The sequence below is a fragment of the Arthrobacter sp. MA-N2 genome (assembly GCF_000517125.1).
Lineage (GTDB): Bacteria > Actinomycetota > Actinomycetes > Actinomycetales > Micrococcaceae > Arthrobacter > Arthrobacter methylotrophus.
Genome location: NZ_KI912155.1, coordinates 606,576 through 622,377, shown reverse-complemented (window position 1 = coordinate 622,377; position 15,802 = coordinate 606,576). Strand labels below are relative to the sequence as shown.

The window sequence follows — 15,802 nt, the reverse complement described above, 5'->3', positions numbered from 1 at the left end:
ACTGGAGTCAGTCGTCGAAGGGCTTGATCTGTTCCACAGCTACCACCCGATGGCCGTTTCCCTGGGCCACATGGCACACGATCATCTCGCCGGGGGCCAAGTACGGATCTTGCGCGGGCAGGGCCTCGCGAAGCTCCGGGCCCATGTGCTCGCCGAGTGTCTTGAAGATGGTGGGGAGTGCCGGCCTGTGGGTGCACAAGGCAACTCCCCGCTGCTTGTCGAACAAGCCGTCGATGACGGCGGACGTCTTCTTGGGGCTCCGCTGGTGATGGTGCTCCGTCAAGGCCTCCACGAGTTTCACCTTGGCCCCGGCCGCCTTGGCGTACGGGGCGATGGTGGAAACGCACCGTGCCCAAGGACTGCTCACGATCCGGAGGGGCTTCCACACACCCAGCAGCCGTTCCACCGCGAGGGCTTGCCGCAGGCCCGTCACTGCCAGAGGGCGGCTGCCTTCGGCTTTGGTCCAGGAGGACCGTGGCTTGGCTTTGGCGTGGCGCACCAGAATCAGGGGCCACGTCTCCAACTCATCGTTCAGGTGCGCCTTAGCCAGTGCCTGAAGCGGGGCTACATCGGTGGGGTTGCTCAGGAACCGTGCGGCTTTATCCGGAACTGCCCACATGTAGGCATCCACTTCCTGACCGTCGGGTTTGATGGTGGATCCGTTGACCTGGGTCGCCCAGTAGTGAACCACCTTCAACCCTGCCGCCACATGGTAATGGGTCGGCGGAAGGGGGATCCCCAAGACAGCCTCGAGGCCGATTTCTTCCCGGGTCTCCCGGACGGCGCACTCCGGGATGGTTTCCCCGGCGTCGAGCTTGCCCTTGGGCCAGGACCAATCGTCGTACTTGGGCCGGTGGATCAGCAGGACCTCGAGGGCACCCTTGGTGACGCGCCAAGGAACAACCCCGGCGGCCGTGACGGCGATCGGCTCCCCGGGATGGTCGGTTTGGTCCGCAACAGGTGTATCGCTCTTCACCTTTCGCTGCCTACCGCCGGGCCACTGCACGTTGGCGGGACCGGGATGCGAGAAGCCATGACTGTATGTCCAGCAGCGGCGTGCCGTCTTCGGCCTGGTGGAACCTGGTCCAGTGACCTTGGTTGTCCAGATGCCAGCTGGCCGTGCCCGGGTCCATGTAACGGCGCAGCAAGTCCACGACATCGGCGGTGTCTTCGCGGCTGGCGAGCTGCACCAGCGCTTCGACCCGCCGGTCGAGGTTGCGGTGCATCATGTCCGCGGAGCCGATGTACACCACGGGATCGTTGGCGTTGGCGAAGGCAAACACGCGCGAGTGCTCCAGGAAACGGCCCAAAATCGAGCGGACTGTGATGTTTTCGCTCAGTCCGGGTACTCCGGGACGCAGCGAGCAGATGCCACGCACTATGACATCCACCTTGACGCCCGCCTGCGACGCCCGGTAGAGGGCGTCGATGATGGCCTCGTCCACCATGGAGTTCACCTTGATTTGAACCCTGGCGGCGATTCCCGCGCGAGCGTTGCGGATCTCGGTCTCGATCCTGTCGATCAAGCCGGAACGCACCGAGCGCGGCGCCACGAGAAGGCGCTTGAAGGTGGACTTGGGCGCATATCCCGAGAGCTGATTGAAGAGCTTGGACAGGTCCTCGCCCACCTGCTCATTGGAGGTCAGCAGTCCCAGGTCCTCGTAGTAGCGAGCCGTCCGCGGATGGTAGTTGCCCGTACCGATATGGCAATACCGCCGGAGGCCATCCACTTCCTGGCGCACTACCAGGGACAACTTACAGTGTGTCTTGAGTCCCACGATGCCGTACACCACATGGACGCCGGCCTGCTCCAGCTTGCGGGCCCACGAGATGTTGGCCTGCTCGTCGAAACGCGCCTTGATTTCAACGAGGGCCAAGACTTGCTTGCCGGCCTCCGCGGCGTCGATCAGGGCGTCGACGATGGGGGAGTCACCGGACGTGCGGTACAGGGTCTGCTTGATGGCCTGGACTTTGGGGTCGGCCGCGGCTTGCTCCAGGAAGGCCTGGACCGACGTCGAGAACGAGTCGTACGGGTGATGCAGCAGGATGTCGCGGCGACGCATCGCCGCGAAGACGTTCGCGGCTTTGGACGTCTCGGATTCGTTCAAATACCGCGAGGTGTGCGGCACGTGCTTCGGGTAGTGCAGGTCAGCCCGGTCGATTCCGCTGATGACAGACAAGCCACGAAGGTCCAGCGGTGCGGGAACGGAGTAGACCTCGGATTCCTCGACCCCGAGTTCGCGGACCAGGAGGGCGCGGATGTTCGGGTTGATGTCGGTGGTGACCTCGAGCCTGACGGGCGGGCCGAAGCGCCGGCGCAGGAGTTCCTTTTCAAGCGCCTGCAGGAGGTTCTCGGCGTCGTCCTCTTCAACCTCCACGTCCTCGTTGCGGGTCACGCGGAAGCTGTGGTGCTCCATGACTTCCATGCCGGGGAACAGCTTGTCCAGGTGCACCGCGATGACCTCTTCGAGCGCGATGAAGCGCGCCACCCGGCCCGGGACGGCGCCGGCACGCGGGCCGTCGATCGAGATGAGCCGGGGGAGTTGGTCCGGAACCTTGAGGCGGGCGAACAGTTCTTTGTCGCTCACGGGGTTACGGACAATCACGGCCAAGTTCAGGGAAAGCCCGGAGATATACGGGAACGGGTGGGCGGGATCGACGGCGAGGGGGGTGAGGATCGGGAAGACCTTCTCGCCGAACATGACGCTCAAGCGGTTCTGGGCCTCGTCGTCGAGCTCGTCCCAGCGCATGAGGTGGATGTGCTCATAGGCCAGAGCGGGCCGGATCTGCTCGGCAAAAACGCGGGCGTGGCGTTCCTGCAGCTTGCGGGCGGCATCGCCGATTTGTTCCAGGACCTCTATGGGACTTAGCCCGGCAGGAGAGGGCACTGCGAGTCCGGTGGCAATGCGGCGTTTCAAACCGGCAACGCGCACCATGAAGAATTCATCCAGGTTCGAGGCAAAGATGGAGAGGAAGTTGACCCTCTCCAGCAGGAAAAGATCCGGATCTTCTGCGAGCTCAAGAACGCGGGAGTTGAAGGCAAGCCAGCTCAGTTCGCGGTCCAGGAAACGGTCCGGCGAGATGTCGCCTTCCGGCTCAAGGGACGGAGCAAATTCAGGGATGTCGATGCGGTCCTGAGTCGCCCGGGCCGCCGGGACTTCGGAGGAGCCGAAGCGGGGAGGCAAGGTTGCGCCCTTGACCTCGGTTTTGGTGGTTCCGACCGGGTCCGGATTCATCGGGCTCTCCTTTGTTCAGAGCGGGTTTGCTTCAACCCTACTAGGATTCCACGTGCCGGAATCCTGGACGACCTAGCCTTTCAGATGTGCCTTGGTTCCGGCCTATTTCCGGGTCAACGGCGCATACATGACATCTACGTCCCAACGCACGAATCCGAGCTTTTGGTAAAGGGCGACGGCGGCGGTGTTGTCAGAGTCCACGTACAACATCACGGAATGCAGTTCGTGGCCCTGGAGGTACCTGATCCCGGCGACAGTGAGCGCCTTGCCGAGGCCTGATCCTTGAGCCTCGGGGGTCACGCCTACCACGTAGACCTCTCCGATCGCCGGATGCGGCCCTTGCCGCGGGTGAACCTTTGTCCAGTGGAAGCCGAGCAGTTCCCCCTCTTGGTTCACGGCCAGCAGGAAGCCTGCGGGATCAAACCAGTCCTCGGCCATGCGGGCCTCCAGATCGGCCCGGGTCAGGGACCCCTGTTCGGGGTGATGCGCAAATGCGGCCCTGTTGGCAGCCAGCCAAGCGGACTCGTCCTGTCCCGGCACGAACGCGCGCAGCGAGACTCCCTCAGGCAGGCCGACGTCGGGCAGTTCCGCGCTGGAGGACATGAGCCGCATCTTCCACAGTTCACGCACCGGGCCGTAGCCGTAGCGGGCGGCGAGGTCCGCCGCGGCCTCATGGTTTCCATGGGACCAGGCGTTCAGCCCTGCGAGTCCGCGGCCGTCCCGGAGGGCGTCCAACAGCCGGCCCGCGGCACCTTGGTTGCGGTAGCTAGGGTGGACCGCCATTTCCAGGACGCCGGTCCCGTCGTCCGCTTCGACCACGACGGCGATTCCCGCCAGATCCTGGCCGCTTGCGGGATCGGACTGCTCGTCCGGGGCATACAGGGCCAGGGTAAGCACTGAGTGGTCGCCGGCATCGGCCCCGCGCAGCATGACCAGGGTCTGTTCGGACAGCGGGGGGTTGCCGTCAGACTCCTCGGCGGCTGCAGCGAGTGACTTGATGTCTCTCAACAACTCACCATCCGAGGCGCCTTTGACGACGAGGACAGGCCAATTCTCCGGGTGCGCAGGACTCATGCTGCAAGGTTATACTTCCGCAGCCGGTTTGGCGGGATGGATTTTGCAGGCACTCCCGTGGCCGTGTAAGGTCTATAACTCGTCCGGCTTTGCGAAGCGGGATGCAAGGGGGATCCACCAGTGGGGTGGCCGCGATACGTTCGACCCGTATGTCCTCCACTCAAGCCGAAAACGGCAAAGAGAAGGCCCGGACTCGGTGAGTCCGGGCCTTCCTGTCTCTCTTGGGGTTTCAGGGACCTAGGCCTCCGAGAGTTCGTCTTCCGGCAAGCGGACCAAGGTCAGCCGGTAGCCGACGTTGCGGACCGTGCTGATCAGGTTTTCGTGGTCCACGCCCAGCTTGGCTCGTAGGCGACGGACGTGGACGTCCACGGTACGCGTGCCGCCGTAGTAGTCGTAGCCCCACACCTCGGTGAGGAGCTGCTGACGGGTGAAGACCCTGCCCGGGTGCTGGGCCAGGTACTTCAAGAGCTCGAACTCCTTGAAGGTTAGGTTGAGCGGCTGCCCGTTCACGCGGGCTGTGTAGCTGGCCTCATCGATGATGACCCCGGCCGCGCGGATTTCGGTGTTGGATTCCTCTTCGCCGGGGACCGCGCGGGCCATGGCCAGGCGAATACGGGCTTCGACCTCAGCCGGCCCCGCCGAATCGAGGACGATGTCGTCCACGGACCACGCAGAAGAAACGGCAGCCATGCCGCCTTCAGTGAGGATGAGCATCAAGGGCGCGCTCAACCCCGTGGCCTTGAGCAGCTGGGTCAGGGAACGTGCCCCGACCAGGTCCTTGCGGGCATCGAGGAATACGACGTCGGTGGGATCGGTATCCAGCAAGGCCGTTGGCTCTGCCGGAAGGATGTGGACCCGATGGTTCAAGAGCTCCAAGGCAGGCAGGATGTCTACCGACGAGCCGGTGCTGTTCGTCAGGAGCAGGATGTGCGACATAGTTCCTCCAATGGGCGGTCCGCGCATCATCGGGCGTCTGAACCGGGTTTCCACCGGCCGGCAGCTGCTTATGGGGCGTGGTCCCGTTGTAACGGAAGCGTTGCAACAAGAAGCGCTGTTGACAACCGAGTATACCCAAAGGCCTCTGCAACGTCAGGGATTCGTGTCACCTTCAGCTCCTGTTTGCGACATATTTGTCTCGCATAAGGCAGGATTGGCAGGAGGTTAGAGGCATAGTGAGGTCAGGGGCGCAGTGAAGTCTTGGAGCATCGGGGTGGTCGGCCTCGTGGCGCTCGCGGTTTTCGTGGCCAGCTCGTACGGCCCCACGGAATGGTTGGTTGCCGTCGGGATCCTGGCGTCGGCCGTCGTCGGCGTCGGCTGGCCCCACTTTCTGGCGGTCCCCGCGAAGAAGACGCTCGCCACGGTGATCGGGCTCAGTGGCGCAGGTTCGGCGTTGGCTGCGGGCCTCATCCCGGCCCCCGGATTCCTCGACGCAACTCCCGCCTTCATCGGAGCAGGCGTGATCGCCGTGTTCGTCGTGCAATTGATTCGCGGAACCGGTCAAGCCCAGCGGCTCGAATCCACCCTCGGCAGCTGTGCGGGCGTCTTGCTGAGTTGCCTCGGCGCAGGGTGGATCGCTGGTGCGAGGTTCAACGGCATCAAGGAAATGGTGTTGGTTGCCGCGCTGAGTGCCGCAGTCGCCCTTCTCGCAGGCCTGTTGCGCTGGCCGGACCGGGTCGTGGCGCCTTTGGGCATCCTGGCCGCCGGCTTGATAGCGCCATTGGCAGGCTTGGTGTTCTCGGATATTTCGATCATTCCAGCGATCGTCGTGGGCGTCGTCGTCGGCTCGGTCTTGGTCAGCTTCCGTCGGATGGTGACGCTTCGGCTTGGCCGCCTGAATCTCCTGGCTGTCCTGGGAATGGGCGTCGCGCCCGTCTGGGCTGTCGGTGCCCTGTCCTACTTCATCGACAAACTACTCATCTACTAACAGTTAGGATGGCATCATGTCCGTACTTGCATTTGAAATCTTCTTCCTTGTCCTCCTCGGCTTGGCCAGCATCTCGATGGCGTGGTTTGCCGGTTTTGTCGTTTACCGTCTCTTCAAGGGCCAGAAGTAACGCTTCTGTTCCTTCTGGCCCACTGAGGTATCTGTCGTGCCCATCGAAATTCCTTCCGACCTGACTCCCGAACTGGTACCCCTTTCCTGGCTCATTGGTGAGTGGGAAGGCCGGGGACGGCTTGGAAGCGGTGAAGACGACTCGGAACACTTCATCCAACACGTTTCGTTTACCCACCACGGTCTGCCGTACTTGGAGTACCGCGCCGAAAGCTGGCTCAGCGACGAGGACGGCACCAAGTTGCGCCCACTCACCGTGGAGACGGGCTTCTGGGCGCTGGAGCGGAAAATGCTCGACGCCGACGGTGGCCCGGGCCTGATTCCCGCGGAGATTGTCCCGGTATTGAAAACCGCCGACGACGTCGAGGCCCACCGGAACGCCGATGGCGGGTTCGATATCACGGTGACGATTGCCCATCCGGGTGGTATCAGCGAGCTCTATTACGGCCAAATCAAGGGGCCGCAGATCCACATGACCACTGACATGGTGATGCGCGGGGGACACTCCAAGGAATACACTGCGGCCACACGTATTTTCGGCCTCGTGGATGGCAATCTGTTGTGGCGCTGGGATGTGTCCACGCCGGAAAAGTCGTTCGAGGCGCATGCTTCGGCTTTCCTGAACAAGCTTTCCTAGGAAGGCCGGCTTCAAGGTCTCGCTGAAGAGGTCTCACTAAGCGTCCCGTGTTCGCGGTTCGAACCACCAGCGGCTCGAACCACCAGCAGCTCAAACCACCGAGGGAGCAGCAAATGAACGGCGCAGCAAAACCTACCGGCTATGACGATCTCAAGGCGGTGTTCTTCAACGGGACGCTCAAGCCGTCCCCGCAAGTGAGCAACACCGACGGGCTCATCGCCATCAGTCGGCGGATCATGGAAAAGCAAGGCGTCAGTACCAGCGTCATCCGCACGGTGGACCACGACATCGCCGCCGGAGTGTATCCGGACATGCGAGAACACGGCTGGGCCACGGATGAATGGCCGGAGCTCTACCCGGCGGTGTTGGAGGCCGACATCGTGGTGGTGGCTGGCCCCATCTGGCTGGGCGACAATTCCTCCCAGACCAAGAAACTCATCGAGCGTCTCTACGCCCATTCGGGCCAGCTGAATAGCAAGGGCCAGTGGGCGTACTACCCAAAGGTCGGCGGCTGCCTGATTACCGGCAACGAGGACGGCATCAAGCACTGCGCAATGAACATCCTCTACAGCCTCCAGCACGTCGGTTTCACCATTCCGCCCCAGGCCGATGCCGGGTGGATCGGTGCAGTCGGTCCCGGCCCCAGCTATCTCGACGAAGGATCCGGCGGCCCGGAGAGCGACTTCACCAACCGGAACACCACCTTCATGACCTGGAACCTGCTCCACTACGCCCGGATGCTCAAGGACGCGGGTGGCATTCCGGCCTACGGCAATCTCCCGGATGAATGGAAAGCCGGTACGCGCTTCGATTTTGAAAACCCGGAATACCGCTGAGCCCCAAGGACTTCTACTACATATGACTTACAAGAGCCCCCTTTTGTTGCGCCCCGGAGCTGTAGAAGGCGGCGGCGAGGACTCCGGCGTTGCGGCCCACTACGGCGAGCCCTTGCGGGAGCAGCGCGCGCTCGCCGCTGGCACCGCCGTCGTCGATCTTTCCTACCGGGGCGTGGTCACGGTCACCGGGCCGGACCGCCTCAGCTGGCTCAACACCCTGTCCTCGCAGCAACTGACCAATCTCCAGCCAGGCGTCTCGAGCGAACTCCTGCTCCTCACCATTCAGGGCCGCATCGAGTTTGACGCCCGTGTGGTGGACGACGGCGGGACCACCTGGCTGCTGGTCGAGGCAGCTGAGGCTGCCCCGTTGGCGGAGTGGCTCAACAAGATGAAGTTCATGCTGCGCGTCGAGGTGGCTGACGTTTCTGCTGACTGGGCGGTCATCGGCTCAACCAAGGCGGTTGACGCGTGGTCCGGGAGGATTGTCTGGGAGGATCCTTGGCCCCATGTCGGCGTCGGCGGCTACTCCTACAGTGTGGTGAAGGAGGGCTCCCACCCCGGTCTTGAGCGCCCGTGGTTCGAGTACCTCATTCCCGCCTCCGAGCTTGAAGCGGCCGTGGATGGCATGCCACTTGCCGGTTCTTTGGCCGCGGAGGCGCTCCGCATCGCCGCTTGGCGTCCCCGGCTCGGCGCGGAGACGGACGAGAAGACCATTCCGCACGAGCTCGATCTCCTGCGGACCTCGGTCCACTTGTCCAAGGGCTGTTACAAGGGCCAGGAGACCATCGCCCGCGTTCACAACCTGGGGCATCCGCCCCGGCGGCTCGTCTTCCTGCAACTGGACGGCTCGCAGCACACCCTCCCCGCGGCAGGCAGCTCTGTGCTTTCCGGGGAGCGCAAGGTGGGTACGCTGACGTCCGTGGCTCAGCATTACGAAATGGGAGCTGTGGGCTTGGCGTTGATCAAACGGTCCGTCGATCCGCAGGAAGTGCTGACGGTGCTGGACGGTGAGGAGCCTTATCCGGCCGCCCAGGAAATAATCGTAGCGCCCGACGCCGGCCAGGTGGTGGGGCGTCAGTCCGGATTCCTGAAGGGACCCCACCGATGAGCGAAACTACGGGCGCTGAAACCCGGACAGGTGCCGACGACGAGGCCGTTGCTTTGGCGCACACGTTGTTCGATGCCGCCCGCGAGGGCAACTCCGAGCTCTTGCGCAGCTACCTCCAGGCAGGTGCTCCTGCGGGAATGCGCAATGCTGCCGGCGATTCGCTCCTGATGCTGTCCGCGTACCACGGCCACGCTGAAACCGTTCAGTTGCTGCTTCACCACGGTGCCGAGGCAAACGTTGCCAACGATCGTGGCCAGACGCCTTTGGCCGGCGCGGTTTTCAAGGGTTACACCGAAGTGGCCCGGGTGCTGCTTGACGCCGGGGCCGATCCCGACGCCGGAGCGCCCACTGCGCGTGAGGCCGCCCAAATGTTTGCCCGTACGGAGATTCTCGAACTGCTCGGATAGGCCAGCCAAGGGCCGCCGGGCTTTGCTTGGCGCGGTCGCTGGCTGGTAGCTTGCCGTCATATATTCCATGTGGAATAGTTGTTGTGGAATAGTTCGCACGGAAGATCGGGACATGGCACGAACCGCACTGACCCCCCTTGGCGTCGCCGCACTGGCCCTCCTTGTCGAGGCGCCGATGCATCCCTACGAGATGTACCAGCTCCTGATGGCCCGCCATGAAGACCGCTTGGTCAAGGTACGGCCGGGTACCCTTTACCACGCGGTGGGTCGCCTTGAAGAAGCAGCTTTGGTTGAGGCGACAGGAATTGACCGCGCCGGCAACCGGCCCGAGCGAACCACCTACCGAATCACCGAAATCGGCCGCGAAGCATTGACCGAGCGCCTGCAGAACATGCTGGCGGAACCCGTCAACGAATACCCGAGCTTCCCCCACGCGATCGCCGAGGCACATAACCTGCCGTCCGGCGTCGTACTTGAACTACTGGACCACCGCGTGGCGAACCTGGAAAAGCAACTCGACTTCCTGCTGAGGGGTGAAGAAGCTGTCGCTGCCAAAGGCATCGAGCCGAAATTCTGGATCGACGTCAGATACCAACAATCCATGCTGCGGACGGAAATCGACTGGATACGCAGCTTCCAAAATGATCTCCGCAGCGGGCAGTTGCCATGGTGACCGCCCATCCAACGCATCGTTGCTCAATAAATCTTGCAAAAAATTCAGCACAGTCAAAGGAATCCCATGGAAAACGTAGCTAAACCGTGGCCCGCACTGTGGTCCCTCGTGGTCGGGTTCTTCATGATCCTGATCGACACCACCATTGTTTCCGTCGCGAACCCGCGGATCATGGAGGGCCTGCACACCGACATCAACTCCGTCATCTGGGTGACGAGCGCCTACCTCCTCGCGTACGCCGTGCCCTTGCTGATCACCGGAAGGCTGGGTGACCGCTTCGGGCCCAAGAACCTCTACCTGATCGGCCTCGTAGTCTTCACGCTTGCGTCGTTGTGGTGCGGCCTGTCGGCTGACATCGGAATGCTGATCGGGGCCAGGGTGGTGCAGGGAATCGGCGCAGCGATGATGACGCCCCAGACCATGGCCGTCATCACCCGGATCTTCCCGCCGGACCGCCGCGGTGCAGCCATGGGCCTCTGGGGAGCCACTGCAGGCATGGCCGTGCTCGTGGGCCCGATCCTCGGTGGTGTGCTGGTTGACGGTCTCGGGTGGGAATGGATCTTCTTCGTCAACGTTCCCATCGGCATTGTCGCGTTCGTCCTTGTGACCCGGCTTGTACCGAAGCTGACCACGCACAGCCATAAGTTTGACGTCCCCGGTGTGCTGCTGTCTGCAGCCGGCATGTTCCTGCTGGTGTTCGGCATACAAGAAGGCCAAAGCTACAAGTGGGGCACCGTGACCGGTCCCGTTACCGTGTGGGGCCTGATTATCTCGGGCTTGGTTGTCTTGGCTGTGTTTGTCTGGTGGCAGTGGCTGTTGGAGCGCCGCGGCGGCGAGCCCTTGCTGCCGCTGGGCCTGTTCAAGGATCGCAACTTCTCCCTGGGCAACACCACCATCATGGCGATGGGCTTCACCATCACCGCGTTTCCGCTGCCCACGATCTTCTACTACCAAGTGGTGCGTGGGTTGTCCCCAACCCAGTCCGCGTTGCTCATGATCCCCATGGCCGTGATCTCCGGCGCGCTGGCCCCTTTCGTGGGCCGGCTGATCGACCGCATCAACCCGCGCTGGTTCGCCGCTTTCGGACTTCTCTGCCTGTCCGGGGCACTGTTCTGGACCGCGACGCTCCTGAAACCGGACACTCCCATCTGGATGTTCCTGCTCCCCAGCGCCCTCCAGGGTGTGGCCAACGGCTTCATCTGGGGTCCGGTCTCCAACGCCACCACTCGCAACCTCCCACCGCGCCAAGCCGGTGCCGGCTCGGGTGTCTTCAATACGACACGCCAGATCGGGGCGGTGCTGGGATCGGCAGCGATTGCTGCCCTGATCCAGTCCCGGCTTGCCGCTGAGCTGCCCGCGGCTCCCCCTGGGGCCGCCCCGGCTGGCGAAGGGGGATTCACGGGCCAGTTGCCTGAATTCCTGCATGCGGGTTTTTCGACGGCGATGAGCCAGTCGGTCTTGCTGCCTGCTTTCGCGATTTTGCTGGGAGCAGTAGCGGCGTTGATGTTTGGCAAGCCCAAAGCGGTCCAGGGTTGGGGCTCCCCGGCGGCTGCCGGCGAGGTCAAGCCGGAGACCGTTTCGCAAGACGGCTAGCCCGCGCGAACTGGCAGACGATGCCCCCAAAATACGATTTTGGGGGCATCGTCTGCCAACTCGCGGCGGCCAAGGGAGCCTTAGCGGAGCAATACAGAGGTCTGGACGCCGCCGTCGACGAATCCCAGCCTCCGGGCAAGCGCGAGAGATCCCCGGTTATCCAGGGCCGTCTGCCACTGGAGCGTCAAACCGGAGGCAAGAGCCTCATGGGCCGCAATCGAAGCAGCTAAGGTTCCGAGCCCTTGCCGGCGCAATTCCGGTGGCACCAGGACGCCCATATCCGCGAGGATCCCTTGCCACTCGGCATAGGCGCCGCAGGCCACGGGTTTGCGGTCCGGTTCGTTGCCATCCATGACCGTGAAAAGGTGGTCCATCCTGGAGAGATGGACTTCATTGACATCGTCCGGAGGGCATCTGCCCTCCAATTCAATCGCCTCCGGATGACCGTGGGAGACGGTGACTTCACCGCCCGGCTGGAAGAGGGGAAGATCGTCGGCGAACAGCAGCGCGGACGTTCCCAAGCCATGGCCGCCATGCTCCCGGCTGATCCGCAGGAGCGCGGAATGCTCGCTTAGTTGATCATCTGAGAGCCCGACGGCGGCAGCCACCGCCCATTCCGGGGCCACCAGGGCGGAGCGGCCAAAGAGCCTCACGAACGTGATGGACGGGGCGTCGTTGTCTTCCCGGACGAGCCGCTCGCCAGCGCGGGCTGCCGGTGAGCCGGAGACAAAACTGAAGGCCTCGTCGTCGAACCCCAAATGACGAGCCCAGGCCAGCAACACAATTTCGGCCGATCCCGCATCAAGTTCCATGACATCGAGTCTATGCAGTCCGTGGAGAAGGAAGGGGCAAGCAGGCGCCGGAGAGCACCTGTTTGCCCCTTGAAGAACGGCTTAGCCGAACAACACCGCGGCTTCGTCGTACCGGTTCTGCGGGACGGTCTTGAGTTTGCCCAAGGCGGCTTCGAAGCCCACATGTTCGATGTCCGTGCCTTTGAGGGCCACCATGGTTCCCCAGCGGCCTTCGACGACGGAATCGATGGCGGCCATGCCCAGGCGGGTGGCCAGGACCCGATCGAAGGCTGAGGGCACGCCGCCGCGCTGGATGTGGCCCAGGATGGTGGCACGGGTCTCGATGCCGGTGCGGGCTTCGATTTCCGGAGCGAGCTGGTCCGCGATGCCACCCAGACGGGGACGGCCGAAGGTGTCGAGGCCGCGTTCGGAATGCGGAGCCTCCATGTGGTCCGGGACGAAACCTTCGGCAACAACAATCAACGGCGCCCGGCCACGGTCGTGGGCCTCCTGAACCCACTCGGTGACCTGCTCGATGCTGACCTTTTGCTCGGGGATCAGGATGGCGTGTGCGCCAGCTGCCATCCCGGCGTGCAGGGCGATCCAGCCTACGTGCCGGCCCATGACCTCGGCGATCATGCAGCGGTGGTGCGATTCTCCGGTGGTGCGTAGCCGATCGATGGCCTCGGTGGCGATTTGGACGGCGGTGTCGAAACCGAAGGTGTAGTCGGTGGCGTCGAGGTCGTTGTCCACTGTCTTGGGAACGCCGACGATTTTCAGCCCGGCGTCGGTGAGGCGCTTCGCGGCGGCCAGGGTGCCTTCCCCTCCGATGGCAATGATGGCATCGATGCCCAGACGGTCCATGTGGCCCTTGATGACCTCCGGGCCGCCGCCGTTCTCAAACGGGTTGGTGCGGGAGGTGCCAAGGATGGTTCCGCCCTGTTTGGCGATGCCGCGGACCATGGTGCGGGGAATGTCGATGACGTCACCCTCCACGACGCCGCGCCACCCATCCCGGAAACCGACGAATTCCTGGCCGTGGATGGCAATTCCCTTGAGCACGGCGCCACGGATGACGGCGTTTAGTCCGGGGCAGTCGCCACCGCTGGTAAGGATTCCAATTTTCATGAGGGCTCAAATCCTGGTTAGGAGGTATACGTGTAGAGCGCCACGCTGAGCTCACAATGATTGTAGGCAGCAATGTGGGGTGGGACACAAACCATGACCGGTGCCTGGAGTGAAGCTCATGAAACACCATGGACATATCACGCGAAGAGCCGGCCCAGTGAACCTGCCGGGCCGGCTTGCCCTGATTCTTGCCTTACGAGCGGCGGTTGAGGAAAGATTCCAGCGCAATGGTGCCGTTCTGGTTGGGAAGCAGAAGCCACGCCACCACGTAGATCACCACGGCAGGACCGGGTAGAAGGCAGAAGAGCAGGTAGCCGACGCGGACATAGGCTACGTCTACATTCAGTTTGGCGGCAACGCCACCGCAAACTCCTCCGAGCCAACGCTGCGGTCCGCGCTTCAGGCCCATGCCCCGTACGATGCTGAAGAACTTGTTCATGGCTAGAGCCTTCCCTGTTGTGGCCGCTTTGTCACGTGCCGGTTGCTAGTGATGGTCAGGATTGGTGGTGCTGGACCCGGGCTCCGGGGCAGACCCGCTGCCCTTGCGGGAGCGGGCTGACATCAAGCCTCCGATCACAAGTGCCGCGCCCGCCCCGATCATTAGCCCGATCAGCACGTAGTTGCTGTTGAGGGCCACGAGGCCGAGTTTCGAAATGATGATGAGGGCTGCGAGGGCCAGGATAATCAGTCCCCAGACCACGGTGCCGACCCTGGCCCGGGCAGACTGCGCCAAGGGCTCAGGTGGGGACGCGGGTACCGGTTCAAACGCCCGTGTGGGCTCGTGCGTGCTCATGTCAGTTTCCTTCCTGGACGGTGACGTTGCTGAAGGCGCCGTTGAGCCTGACGATCAGCTTGGCGCCGGGTTTATCCGTGTTGAAGCTGTCCCGGGTAACGCCGTTGCTTTGGGTCACTGCGCTACCGTCCTGCTTGAGGTTCGCGAAGGTCATGTCTGCTTGGACCTCCACCGGCACGGTCGTCGGGATGAGGAGCCTGATGTTGCTTACCGTCACATCCATCGGAACCACGACGTCGGAGCTCAGCGGTGCCGTCAGGTTGAGTTTGCTCAGGTCGACCGTCCCATTGGCTCCGGTGAGGTCGAAACCCTTGCGGGCATCGTCGATGCTCACGGGGTTCCATTGACCGGACTGCAAGTGGAATTGGTTCGGGTTGGGGGCGATATTGAAGATTCCGCCGATGACCAGCGTCGCAACGGCGAGGAATCCCAGCAGCCCGGAAGTTCGGCCACGAAGCCCCGCAACCAGGATGCCCAGTCCGAGGACTCCGGCGCCCGTGGCCCAGACCACCGCGTTGGCGGCGTCGCCGAGTTGGATGACGTTGCCGACGTCGAGCAGTTTGAGGGTTCCGCCGGCCAGCAGGGCTGCCCCCGCGGAGACGGTAACGATTGCTGCGCCCGGTCCCTGCCGTTTCGGCCGTGCGGGCCTGTGATGTGCGCCGGCCGGTAGGTATGGGTCAGCCCCGTATGCACTACTCGTGCCGTACTGTCCGGTGGTGGGCGGCGCTGAATAGCCAGCGCCCGACGGCGGCACTGCACCGTAGCCCATCCCGCTGGGTTCGTAGGAGGTGCTCTGCGCTCCGTAGCTTCCGCCGTGGGAACCTGGAGCGGGCGCATAAGGGTGGGTGCTCATGGTCTGTCTTCCATTGCGGGACTTGTTGCGCTGGACCAGGAAATAGACCAGGTAGATGATGCCGCCTACCCAGAACAGCGCCCAGAACAGACCCGGAAGGCCGTTCCATCCCCATCCCCAGAAACCGTGGCCAAGGCTTGGCAATCCGACGATGGTGGTGATGACGGCTCCAGTCATGCCTGCGGACCACCTGCCAGCCCCGGCCTCTTGGGCGTGGATGCGGCCATCGGGTTCGGGCAGGAGAGCCCAAGCGAGGCCGTAGAGCAGGATGCCGATGCCGGCGAAGAGGGTCAGGACGATGAAGATGCCGCGGACGATCAAAGGATCGATACCAAATCGGTGCGCGATTCCGCTCGCCACACCGCCTATCCACCGGTCCTGACCGCGGCTGATCCCTTGGCTGCGAATCCAGGTGAAAAAGTTCTGCGGCGGAGCGGGCGCGGCATAGTCCGGAGCGGGCACGGCGTAGTCCGGTGCGGCGCCGCCGGTATTGCCTTCGCTTGGCTGGGCCGGTTCTTCCGGTACGCCTGTCCCGGCCGGCTGGCTGGATTCTGCAGCTTGGTCGGGCCCCGGGGCTTGTCCGGGGTCCTCTGGATTCATGCTGTTCGCGTTCATACTTC

16 protein-coding genes are annotated in these 15,802 nt (G+C 63.4%); 7 read left to right on the top strand and 9 right to left on the bottom strand.

Annotated features, from left to right (window positions below; translation table 11 throughout):
• Window positions 1-7: 7 nt before the first annotated feature.
• The 4 genes from A3M3_RS0103275 to A3M3_RS0103260 all read right to left on the bottom strand — a co-directional run bounded on the left by A3M3_RS0103275 (window position 8) and on the right by A3M3_RS0103260 (window position 5,246).
• Window positions 8-976, bottom strand: coding sequence for an NUDIX hydrolase (locus A3M3_RS0103275; protein ID WP_028265138.1), 969 nt, complete (start codon window positions 974-976; stop codon window positions 8-10).
• 10 nt (window positions 977-986) lie between these two features.
• Window positions 987-3,236: an RNA degradosome polyphosphate kinase gene (locus tag A3M3_RS0103270; protein WP_028265137.1), complete on the bottom strand. Its 2,250-nt coding sequence runs from the start codon at window positions 3,234-3,236 to the stop codon at window positions 987-989.
• A gap of 102 nt (window positions 3,237-3,338) precedes the next feature.
• Complete coding sequence (gene mshD / locus A3M3_RS0103265) at window positions 3,339-4,310, bottom strand: mycothiol synthase (RefSeq protein ID WP_028265136.1); 972 nt, start codon at window positions 4,308-4,310, stop codon at window positions 3,339-3,341.
• A gap of 237 nt (window positions 4,311-4,547) precedes the next feature.
• Window positions 4,548-5,246, bottom strand: coding sequence for a winged helix-turn-helix transcriptional regulator (locus A3M3_RS0103260; RefSeq protein WP_028265135.1), 699 nt, complete (start codon window positions 5,244-5,246; stop codon window positions 4,548-4,550).
• Between the two features lie 253 nt (window positions 5,247-5,499).
• Here A3M3_RS0103260 and A3M3_RS0103255 point away from each other — a divergent pair, with 253 nt between their 5' ends.
• From A3M3_RS0103255 to A3M3_RS23630, 7 genes are all read left to right on the top strand, one after another.
• Window positions 5,500-6,234 (top strand): hypothetical protein, encoded by a 735-nt coding sequence (locus A3M3_RS0103255; RefSeq protein ID WP_028265134.1) that lies wholly within the window; start codon window positions 5,500-5,502, stop codon window positions 6,232-6,234.
• Between the two features lie 166 nt (window positions 6,235-6,400).
• The gene (locus A3M3_RS0103245; protein WP_028265133.1) at window positions 6,401-7,000 is read left to right on the top strand and encodes an FABP family protein; all 600 of its coding nucleotides are present in this window, start codon (window positions 6,401-6,403) and stop codon (window positions 6,998-7,000) included.
• Between the two features lie 113 nt (window positions 7,001-7,113).
• Window positions 7,114-7,836 (top strand): flavodoxin family protein, encoded by a 723-nt coding sequence (locus A3M3_RS0103240; RefSeq protein ID WP_028265132.1) that lies wholly within the window; start codon window positions 7,114-7,116, stop codon window positions 7,834-7,836.
• Window positions 7,837-7,858: 22 nt separating this feature from the next.
• Window positions 7,859-8,944 carry a CAF17-like 4Fe-4S cluster assembly/insertion protein YgfZ gene (gene ygfZ, locus A3M3_RS0103235; RefSeq protein ID WP_028265131.1) on the top strand — a complete coding sequence of 362 codons (1,086 nt, stop codon included), beginning with the start codon at window positions 7,859-7,861 and terminating at the stop codon, window positions 8,942-8,944.
• Window positions 8,941-9,351: an ankyrin repeat domain-containing protein gene (locus A3M3_RS0103230; RefSeq protein WP_028265130.1), complete on the top strand. Its 411-nt coding sequence runs from the start codon at window positions 8,941-8,943 to the stop codon at window positions 9,349-9,351. The genes ygfZ and A3M3_RS0103230 overlap by 4 nt, the downstream gene beginning before the upstream one ends.
• Before the next feature lie 112 nt (window positions 9,352-9,463).
• Window positions 9,464-10,024: a PadR family transcriptional regulator gene (locus A3M3_RS0103225; RefSeq protein WP_028265129.1), complete on the top strand. Its 561-nt coding sequence runs from the start codon at window positions 9,464-9,466 to the stop codon at window positions 10,022-10,024.
• 66 nt (window positions 10,025-10,090) lie between these two features.
• The gene (locus A3M3_RS23630; protein ID WP_035741297.1) at window positions 10,091-11,617 is read left to right on the top strand and encodes a DHA2 family efflux MFS transporter permease subunit; all 1,527 of its coding nucleotides are present in this window, start codon (window positions 10,091-10,093) and stop codon (window positions 11,615-11,617) included.
• An 80-nt stretch (window positions 11,618-11,697) separates the two neighbouring features.
• Here the strand turns inward: A3M3_RS23630 and A3M3_RS0103215 are convergent, their stop codons facing one another.
• The 5 genes from A3M3_RS0103215 to A3M3_RS0103195 form a co-directional block, all read right to left on the bottom strand.
• Complete coding sequence (locus tag A3M3_RS0103215; RefSeq protein ID WP_028265128.1) at window positions 11,698-12,429, bottom strand: GNAT family N-acetyltransferase; 732 nt, start codon at window positions 12,427-12,429, stop codon at window positions 11,698-11,700.
• An 81-nt stretch (window positions 12,430-12,510) separates the two neighbouring features.
• Window positions 12,511-13,536, bottom strand: coding sequence for an ATP-dependent 6-phosphofructokinase (locus tag A3M3_RS0103210; RefSeq protein WP_028265127.1), 1,026 nt, complete (start codon window positions 13,534-13,536; stop codon window positions 12,511-12,513).
• A gap of 193 nt (window positions 13,537-13,729) precedes the next feature.
• The gene (locus tag A3M3_RS0103205) at window positions 13,730-13,975 is read right to left on the bottom strand and encodes a PspC domain-containing protein (RefSeq protein WP_028265126.1); all 246 of its coding nucleotides are present in this window, start codon (window positions 13,973-13,975) and stop codon (window positions 13,730-13,732) included.
• A 45-nt stretch (window positions 13,976-14,020) separates the two neighbouring features.
• Window positions 14,021-14,329: a hypothetical protein gene (locus A3M3_RS23625; RefSeq protein WP_051422908.1), complete on the bottom strand. Its 309-nt coding sequence runs from the start codon at window positions 14,327-14,329 to the stop codon at window positions 14,021-14,023.
• Window position 14,330: 1 nt separating this feature from the next.
• Complete coding sequence (locus A3M3_RS0103195) at window positions 14,331-15,797, bottom strand: PspC domain-containing protein (RefSeq protein ID WP_028265125.1); 1,467 nt, start codon at window positions 15,795-15,797, stop codon at window positions 14,331-14,333.
• Window positions 15,798-15,802 lie beyond the last annotated feature (5 nt).

Coding starts and splice junctions, on each gene's coding strand:
- A3M3_RS0103270 (WP_028265137.1), bottom strand. CDS start 3,236: ATGAATCCGGACCCGGTCGGAACCACCAAAACCGAGGTCAAGGGCGCA.
- mshD (WP_028265136.1), bottom strand. CDS start 4,310: ATGAGTCCTGCGCACCCGGAGAATTGGCCTGTCCTCGTCGTCAAAGGC.
- A3M3_RS0103260 (WP_028265135.1), bottom strand. CDS start 5,246: ATGTCGCACATCCTGCTCCTGACGAACAGCACCGGCTCGTCGGTAGAC.
- A3M3_RS0103240 (WP_028265132.1), top strand. CDS start 7,114: ATGAACGGCGCAGCAAAACCTACCGGCTATGACGATCTCAAGGCGGTG.
- ygfZ (WP_028265131.1), top strand. CDS start 7,859: ATGACTTACAAGAGCCCCCTTTTGTTGCGCCCCGGAGCTGTAGAAGGC.
- A3M3_RS0103230 (WP_028265130.1), top strand. CDS start 8,941: ATGAGCGAAACTACGGGCGCTGAAACCCGGACAGGTGCCGACGACGAG.
- A3M3_RS0103225 (WP_028265129.1), top strand. CDS start 9,464: ATGGCACGAACCGCACTGACCCCCCTTGGCGTCGCCGCACTGGCCCTC.
- A3M3_RS23630 (WP_035741297.1), top strand. CDS start 10,091: ATGGAAAACGTAGCTAAACCGTGGCCCGCACTGTGGTCCCTCGTGGTC.
- A3M3_RS0103215 (WP_028265128.1), bottom strand. CDS start 12,429: ATGGAACTTGATGCGGGATCGGCCGAAATTGTGTTGCTGGCCTGGGCT.
- A3M3_RS0103210 (WP_028265127.1), bottom strand. CDS start 13,536: ATGAAAATTGGAATCCTTACCAGCGGTGGCGACTGCCCCGGACTAAAC.
- A3M3_RS0103205 (WP_028265126.1), bottom strand. CDS start 13,975: ATGAACAAGTTCTTCAGCATCGTACGGGGCATGGGCCTGAAGCGCGGA.
- A3M3_RS23625 (WP_051422908.1), bottom strand. CDS start 14,329: ATGAGCACGCACGAGCCCACACGGGCGTTTGAACCGGTACCCGCGTCC.
- A3M3_RS0103195 (WP_028265125.1), bottom strand. CDS start 15,797: ATGAACGCGAACAGCATGAATCCAGAGGACCCCGGACAAGCCCCGGGG.